Origin of the sequence: Cytobacillus sp. IB215665, from assembly GCF_033963835.1 — a bacterium.
Classification (GTDB): domain Bacteria; phylum Bacillota; class Bacilli; order Bacillales; family SM2101; genus Nanhaiella.
This window is the reverse complement of sequence record NZ_JAXBME010000012.1, coordinates 169,331-176,816: the sequence shown is the minus strand read 5'-3', so window position 1 is coordinate 176,816 and position 7,486 is coordinate 169,331. Positions and strand designations below refer to the sequence as shown.

At 34.6% G+C, this 7,486-nt stretch carries 9 protein-coding genes; all 9 read right to left on the bottom strand.

Annotation, left to right across the window (positions count from 1 at the left end):
• Positions 1-276 (bottom strand): cation transporter (locus SLH52_RS15285; RefSeq protein WP_320210135.1); only part of this gene is annotated, 276 nt, incomplete at its 3' end.
• Positions 277-293: 17 nt separating this feature from the next.
• Positions 294-614 carry a metal-sensing transcriptional repressor gene (locus tag SLH52_RS15280; protein ID WP_320210134.1) on the bottom strand — a complete coding sequence of 107 codons (321 nt, stop codon included), beginning with the start codon at positions 612-614 and terminating at the stop codon, positions 294-296.
• A gap of 57 nt (positions 615-671) precedes the next feature.
• Positions 672-1,313, bottom strand: a complete 642-nt coding sequence (locus SLH52_RS15275) for a nitrite reductase (protein WP_320210133.1) — start codon at positions 1,311-1,313, stop codon at positions 672-674.
• A 251-nt stretch (positions 1,314-1,564) separates the two neighbouring features.
• Positions 1,565-2,329: a twin-arginine translocase subunit TatC gene (gene tatC / locus SLH52_RS15270; protein ID WP_320210132.1), complete on the bottom strand. Its 765-nt coding sequence runs from the start codon at positions 2,327-2,329 to the stop codon at positions 1,565-1,567.
• A gap of 304 nt (positions 2,330-2,633) precedes the next feature.
• Complete coding sequence (locus SLH52_RS15265) at positions 2,634-2,828, bottom strand: twin-arginine translocase TatA/TatE family subunit (RefSeq protein ID WP_214481192.1); 195 nt, start codon at positions 2,826-2,828, stop codon at positions 2,634-2,636.
• A gap of 157 nt (positions 2,829-2,985) precedes the next feature.
• Positions 2,986-4,257, bottom strand: coding sequence for a threonine ammonia-lyase IlvA (ilvA, locus tag SLH52_RS15260; protein WP_320210131.1), 1,272 nt, complete (start codon positions 4,255-4,257; stop codon positions 2,986-2,988).
• 233 nt (positions 4,258-4,490) lie between these two features.
• On the bottom strand, positions 4,491-5,003 hold the full coding sequence (locus SLH52_RS15255) for a dihydrofolate reductase (protein ID WP_320210130.1): 513 nt from the start codon (positions 5,001-5,003) through the stop codon (positions 4,491-4,493).
• 9 nt (positions 5,004-5,012) lie between these two features.
• Positions 5,013-5,723 carry an anthrax toxin lethal factor-related metalloendopeptidase gene (locus tag SLH52_RS15250; RefSeq protein WP_320210129.1) on the bottom strand — a complete coding sequence of 237 codons (711 nt, stop codon included), beginning with the start codon at positions 5,721-5,723 and terminating at the stop codon, positions 5,013-5,015.
• Between the two features lie 175 nt (positions 5,724-5,898).
• Entirely contained in the window at positions 5,899-7,134 is a 1,236-nt protein-coding gene (locus SLH52_RS15245) for a dicarboxylate/amino acid:cation symporter (protein WP_320210128.1), read from the bottom strand.
• Between the last annotated feature and the right edge of the window lie 352 nt (positions 7,135-7,486).

Sequence of the window (7,486 nt, the reverse complement as noted above, 5' to 3'; positions counted from 1 at the left end):
ACATGTCATGCCGTATATATCAAGATCTACCTTCTCAGTCTGTACACCGTAGCCGAGTTTATTTATTTTTGACACTACATCTTCCGGCTTCACTGTATCAGCATTATACTTAATTGTTGCAGCTTCCATAGCCAAATTTACATTCGCTTCCACACCGTCCATTTTGTTTAAGACCTTTTCAATTCGTGTGGAACACGCGGCACAAGTCATCCCTGTTACCCCCAATTTGATCTGGTTTTGGGTCGGGTTTTGTACTAATTGACTCTGCTCGCTCATATTGATCATCCCCATATTTATGATTTAGAGAACTGTTTAATTACTTTCATTAATTCTTCTATTGCTTCATCACCTGAACCTTCTTTTATAGCGTCAGATACACAGTGATGTGCATGTCGTTCTAATAATTGAAACCCTACATTTTTCAAAGCAGAATTGATCGCTGAAACTTGGATAAGAATATCAACACAATAACGATCATCTTCAACCATCTTTTGAATACCTCGAACCTGTCCTTCTACTCTTTTTAGACGCTTTATTAACTGATCCTTTTCTTTATCACTTCGGGGTGTCGCAAGCATTTTCCCCTCATCACTTACATGACAATCATTATCCATTGTGATCACCTCTTAGTTATATAGTATACCCCTGTAAGGTATATGTCAAGCGGATAATTATCTTTTTTCGAGACTATCTTCGACCTCATGTAATAATTGATTAAACCCTACCCGATCTATAAATTTTGCAAAATGCTCTCTCTTCTTGCCTTGTTGTTGATATACTGCTAATATATCGTCTATTGTTGTATATAAATCTTCTGGCGTAAGTTGGGATTTAAAAAGCTTTGCTACTTTTGCATCAACGCCTTTTGCTTTGCCACCAATGTATAGATCATAGCTATCTTTATTTTTTATAACGCCAATATCGTTCATAAGTGGTTCACCACAAGCATTTTGACACCCTGTATATGCTGGACGAACTGGAAATGGTACTTCTCTCCCAGCAATGCGTTTATTCAGTTCGATAGCTACAGGCATTCCTTCTTCTTCAGCGCCCTTACAAAAATTACAAGTTCTTAAACTCTTTACGTACATACCAACTGGATAACATGAAAATCCATTGTTCTCTAAATCCGCGACAACTGCATCGACTTCATTTTCTGCAACGTCTATATAGAGTTGTTGAAAGGTTGTAAGCTCTACCTCACTATCTTCCCCAATATGTTTAGCAAGCACCATTAATTGTTTGGAGGTAAGTTTTGCACCGAAGCCTACACCGCCGTTGACAGCTATTGTAATTAATTTCCCTTTAGTCATATTTCAGTATCTCTCCAATCTTTCAATATGTTAAAGTATCATGTTTACACTCACAATACTATACCCCCCTACAGTAATTGTCAATGCTTTTATTATTGTTATTTTCGAAAACGATGTAACCACTCTTACAACATTAGAACAGCTAAGTAGATTAATACGCGTCATCGTTGTTCATAATAAAACGTAGCCTTTTGCAGGCAGGGGTTAAGAAAAGAGCCATATAAAGAGCGAAAAAAAAGACCTCTGAGAGGTCATTTTGCAACTTCATTTGACAACATATCTACTTGATCTCGCTCTTCTTTCTTCTGTTTTTTCTTGTATATAATTTTCGAAAGTATTATGCTACATTCATATAAAAATAGTAACGGAATTGTAACTAAGAAGTCAGAAATAAAGTCAGGTGGTGAAATAGTAACTGAAATAATAACTAAAACGAAATAAGCGTATTTTCGTACCTTTTGCAAAACATATGGATTGATGATGCCAATACTCGTCAAAAACATAACCACAACTGGTAACTCAAACAAGATGGCAAATGGGATCGTCATCGTTAAGACGAATTGAAAATACTTTTCTGCCGTAAACATTGTATCAAACATTTCTTCACCTAAGCTTGTTAAAAAGCCGAAAACAACGTCAAGTATAACAAAATAGCCAAAGCACAAACCTAAGATAAATAAAATAAATAAAGCTGGGATGTATGAAAGTGTTATTTTCCGCTCATAAGGCTTCAACGCTGGCTTAACGAATAGCCATATTTGTAGAGCCAATATCGGAATTGTGCAAGCAATCGCTAATATTCCAGCAATTGTAAAATAAACCCATAATACTTCACTTGGACCTAATATAACTAACGTAATACTATATGGGTCTAGACCCATTACAAGCCAATTATATATATCTTTAACAAAGATAAATGCTAAAACAAAAAAAATGATAAAAGCCACCATTGTAATAAGTAGTCGTTTCCTTAGCTCATCTAAGTGGTCTACCAGTTTCATCTCTTGATCTTCCATCTCCAAACACCCGCCTCTGTTTCATCATCCACATTTCAAGAGGGTGACCCCTGAAGAATCTTCTTCACAATCCTTTATATGTTGTATATAGGTATCGCTACCTGGAAGGTTATACAATATATAGAGGCTAAGAAATCTAATCCTTTCATTATGAGCCACCCTCTTAAGGTCTTTATCACTACCTTTGTTGCTGCTCATGCTAGAACAGCTAGAAGAGGTTTATGCGATTGTCACGAATATTATAGAAGAAATACATGGATTACGAATAAATCAATCTTAAATAACCTTAATTAAGTATGGAACTTCAGGTCGCTTTCTTCTTTTTATCTTCTTCTAATTCGTCAATCACATCGCTAGTTAATTCTTTAGTAGATGTTTTAAATTCTTTCAGCGTTTGTCCAAAAGATCGCCCAATTTCAGGAAGTTTTTTAGGACCGAATATAACTAAAGCAATTACTAATATAAGTATAAGTCCCGGGACCCCAATATTTGTAAGCATGTTTATCCCCCCCTGTTTCCAATATATATTTCATGAAAAGCTTAGTTAAATTATATTATTATTTCCAACAAAAATGGATGAGGAACAGAGATTATTCACAAGAAATTCATATTTACTTATATTCATAAAATCTTCTTTTTAACCGAAAAATAAACTGTTAAATAAACAAATGGAAAAGATTGCTGTCCTTTTTCACTTCTTGATATGCAAAACCTTTTTTGTTCATACGTTCTATTAATGGTTTATAGTCGTTTTTGTGCTTTAATTCAATTCCTACTAATGCAGGTCCATTTTCTCTATTATTTTTTTTCGTATATTCAAATCTTGAAATATCGTCAGTTAGACCTAACACTTCATCTAGAAATTCTCTTAACGCCCCAGCTCTCTGAGGGAAATTAACAATAAAATAGTGTTGCAAGCCTTCATACATCATAGACCGTTCTTTAATCTCTTGCATTCTTCCGATATCGTTATTACCACCACTTATGACACAAACAACCGTTTTCCCACGTATTTGGTCTTTATAAAAATCTAATGCTGCAATTGGTAATGCGCCTGCAGGCTCAGCAACAATAGCATTTTCATTATATAATTCAAGTATTGTCGTACAAGCTTTCCCTTCAGGAACTAACAGTACATCATCTACGACAGCGTTACTTATGTTAAACGTCGTATCACCTACTTTTTTCACAGCAGCTCCATCAACAAATTTATCAATTGTATCAAGAGTCGTCACTTCCCCCTTTTTTCGAGATACAACCATGGCAGGAGCTCCCTCAGGTTCAACACCAATGACCTTTGTTTGCGGTGAAATGCTCTTTACATAAGTACCAATTCCCGAAATGAGACCACCACCACCAATACTAGCAAAAATATAGTCGATTGATTCATCGCAATCATTTAATAGTTCTACTGCCACAGTACCTTGACCAGCAATAACGTTCATATCGTCAAATGGATGTATGAATGGTCTATTCTCTAATTTACTGCATGTCATGGCTTCCTCGTAGGCATCGTCAAATGTATCACCTGTTAAGATAATTTCAACGTTCTCTTTCCCAAACAGCTCTACTTGTGATACCTTTTGTCTTGGAGTTGTTGATGGCATAAATATCTTGCCATGAATACCAAGATGTCTACAAGAATATGCAACTCCTTGAGCGTGATTGCCTGCGCTTGCACATACAACTCCAGATTCCAACTCTTGCTTTGACAAATGTTTGATACAATTATACGCTCCGCGAATTTTGAAAGAACGTACAACCTGTAGATCTTCTCTCTTTATATATATATTACAATCAAATCTTTCTGATAAGACTTCATTGCGCTGTAAAGGGGTATGAGTTACTACATCTTTCAATGTTTGATGGGCGATCATTATATCCTCGAGTTGAACACGCTTTACTTGTTGTTTAACTTGTTGGCTCATTATACAAACCCTTTCTGTAAGTAGTAATTACTTTAATACGTTAATGTTGTGATTGGAACATTATATCATGAAATATTTAAAATGAAATATATTTTCAGAAAATATTTTAAATTTCTCACCAACAATAAAAACATGCAATTATACTTGGGTTTGTCATAATGATTAACGGAAATGACATCATTAATCGCACCTGTTCAAAGTATTAGGTGCAGCAAAGCTTCTTATGCACTTTTTTACCTTATTACTTCTTCACTTCTCCTACGTTCATAAGTTAAGAAATAATAGTCTATATTGTTATCTTCATCCTTCAAACCTTTTGTCTTTGATTTCAAATCCCAGTCATCATCAGAAATGATAAAAGGAAAATACGTATCCCCTGCATATGTAGCATCAACAAACGTAACATACAGCTTATCGACATATGGAAATAGTTGCTTATACAGTGTCTCACCACCAAAAATAAATACTTCCTCGGTGTTAGCTTGTTCTTCAATACGAAAGATGTCATCGATTGTATGAATCAGTTGAACACCTTCTATTTCTATACTTCGATCTTTCGTTAAAACCACATTTTTTCTACCTGGTAACGGTCTCCCTATAGAATCAAATGTTTTTCTTCCCATAACTAAAGTGTGACCCATTGTTATACGTTTAACGTGTGCTAAATCATTAGGAAGGTGCCACGGAATGCTGTTGTTTTTTCCAATGGTACGGTTTTTATCAAATGCAACAATGATTGATAACATCTAATTTCCTCATTTCATTAACGGTAAGCTACGTATATATCTCGTTGTTAACGGGGCATTTTCCGCAAGAAGCTCTCTCGTTTCATCACTTGTATAGTACATAGCAAAAGCTTCTGCAAAAAATTCTTCTGGATAATCATTAAAATATGGTTGATTAGGAAATATGGTAGACACTTCCGAATTCCAAGCTGCCAAAAACTCCATACTATGTCTAATGTTATCAAAAACAATCGCATCAATCGAATGCGCTAACTCGTGCAATTCAAGGTTGTGAGAACCGTGACCTTGCCCTTTATCACTATGTCCTATTTTTACAAGTACGACGTAATTTCCTCCCATTCCAGGAACACTATCCCACTTCATGTCAGTATCCACATAACCTCTCGGTCTCACACCTGCTAGGTGGTTAGCAAATGGTTCATTAACAATCGAACCATTAAACAATTTTACATATACTTTGTTATTAACTAATTTCTGCATTATTGCAGAATCAATTCGGTTAAGCGATTGTATTATATTAAGAACTGCTCGTTCGTCAAATTCCTCATTTGGAAGTAGTAGAATCTCTTTAATATATTCATAGTTTGATAGTTGTTGAACAACTGTCATTTCATTTATTGGATGATAGTTTTTTAGTAGTACACCATATTGATTAGCAGAGGAAGGGATCGTAAGGAAGGGGACAAATATACATAATAATAGCGTCATTTTTTTCATCATGTTCAATGGTGCCTCCCCCCAACTTGAAAATCTAGTGTAATATATATGTAATCTTAGTGTAACATATATCATTCAGTGGAGGGTGTGCTCAAACTCTATTAAATTATGGAAATGAGAAGATGAACTACTTAAATATAAAAATAGCCAACCTAATTATTAGGTTAGCTATTTTGGTTTATGCAGTTTTAGCATTACTTGCTTCATGCTTTTCTTCTGATTTAGCGATAAACTTCGCACATGCAGCGTCACCAGTAATATTAACTGCTGTTCTTGTCATATCAAGTAACCTATCAACACCAAGAACGAGTGCAATTGCCTCTAAGCTTAATCCAACAGATGTTAGTACCATCGTTAACATAATTATTCCAACACCAGGAACACCTGCAGTTCCGATACTAGCTAATGTAGCTGTTAATACGATAGTAGCTAGATCAGCCATTGAAAGATCTACACCGTATAGCTGAGCAATAAATACTGTAGCAACCCCTTGCATGATCGCTGTACCGTCCATGTTGATTGTTGCACCTAATGGCTGAACGAAACCACTAATACTCTTAGGTATTTTTAAGTTCTTTTGAGCTGTTTCCATTGATACTGGTAAAGTAGCTGAGCTACTTGATGTACTAAAAGCAACAGCTATAGCTGGTAAGAAGTTTTTAACAAAAGTAATCGGATTCATTTTACCAAGAACTAATATAACTGAACCATATGTTATTGACAAATGTATGAATAGAGCTAATAGTACAGCAATGAAATATTTACCCATCGCAGCAATCGCATCAAATCCTTGTCCACCTATCGCAACCGCTATAAGTGCGAATGCGCCGATAGGAGCTAGCTTCATAACAACATCTACCAAGAACATTAATATACTATTTGATTCTTCAATTATCTTTTTAATAGAAGGTACTTTTCCTTCAAGCTGTGTAATAGCAAAACCTATTAGAATAGAGAAAAAGATAATTTGCAACATGTTTCCTTCAACCATTGCTTGAAATGCATTAGTTGGAATGATATCGATTAATGTATCCATAACCGGTGGTGCCTCTTTTGCTTCTACTTCTGTATCTTCACCTATAGTTAATCCATCTACTAGACCTGGCTGTAGAATATTACCTACAGATAAAGCAATTACTAGTGCAATAGAAGTAGTAATTAAGAAAAAGATAACTGTTTTAATCCCGATTCGTCCTAATTTTTTCGGATCACTTATTCCAGCAGTTCCTAAAATTAGTGAGATAATAACAATAGGTACTACTAATAGCTTAATTAAGCCAATGAAGATTTTACCGAGTGGAGTTAAAATGTAAGTTTCTGCTGCGTCAAACCATTGAGGAATTCCGATATTGAAAACTAACCCGACGAAAATACCTAATGCCATACCAATTAATATTTTTTTTGTTAATGACATAACTTCACCTCTTTAATACTTTGTTGTGTTAAAAACTATAGGGTAATAATACTTATGAAGATGAGGATACCAAAGTCTTCATGCTGCTTTTTTATTTTAATACATGTGAACGATTGTTGTCAATTATCAAAATATTATGATCTAAAAAATATTATTTTGTCGAAATCACGATCCATATTGTTACAATCAAGCAGCTTTGTTACTTAAGTATAATAAACTACTGAATAATTCATCTTAAAGAATGTATATCTATCCATCAAGAAAGTAGTTTTTCACCTGAATCATATTTAATACTAGTTTCCTAAATAGTTTTTTAATATAGCAAAAAACAAAAAAATACGTTGCTTTTGAA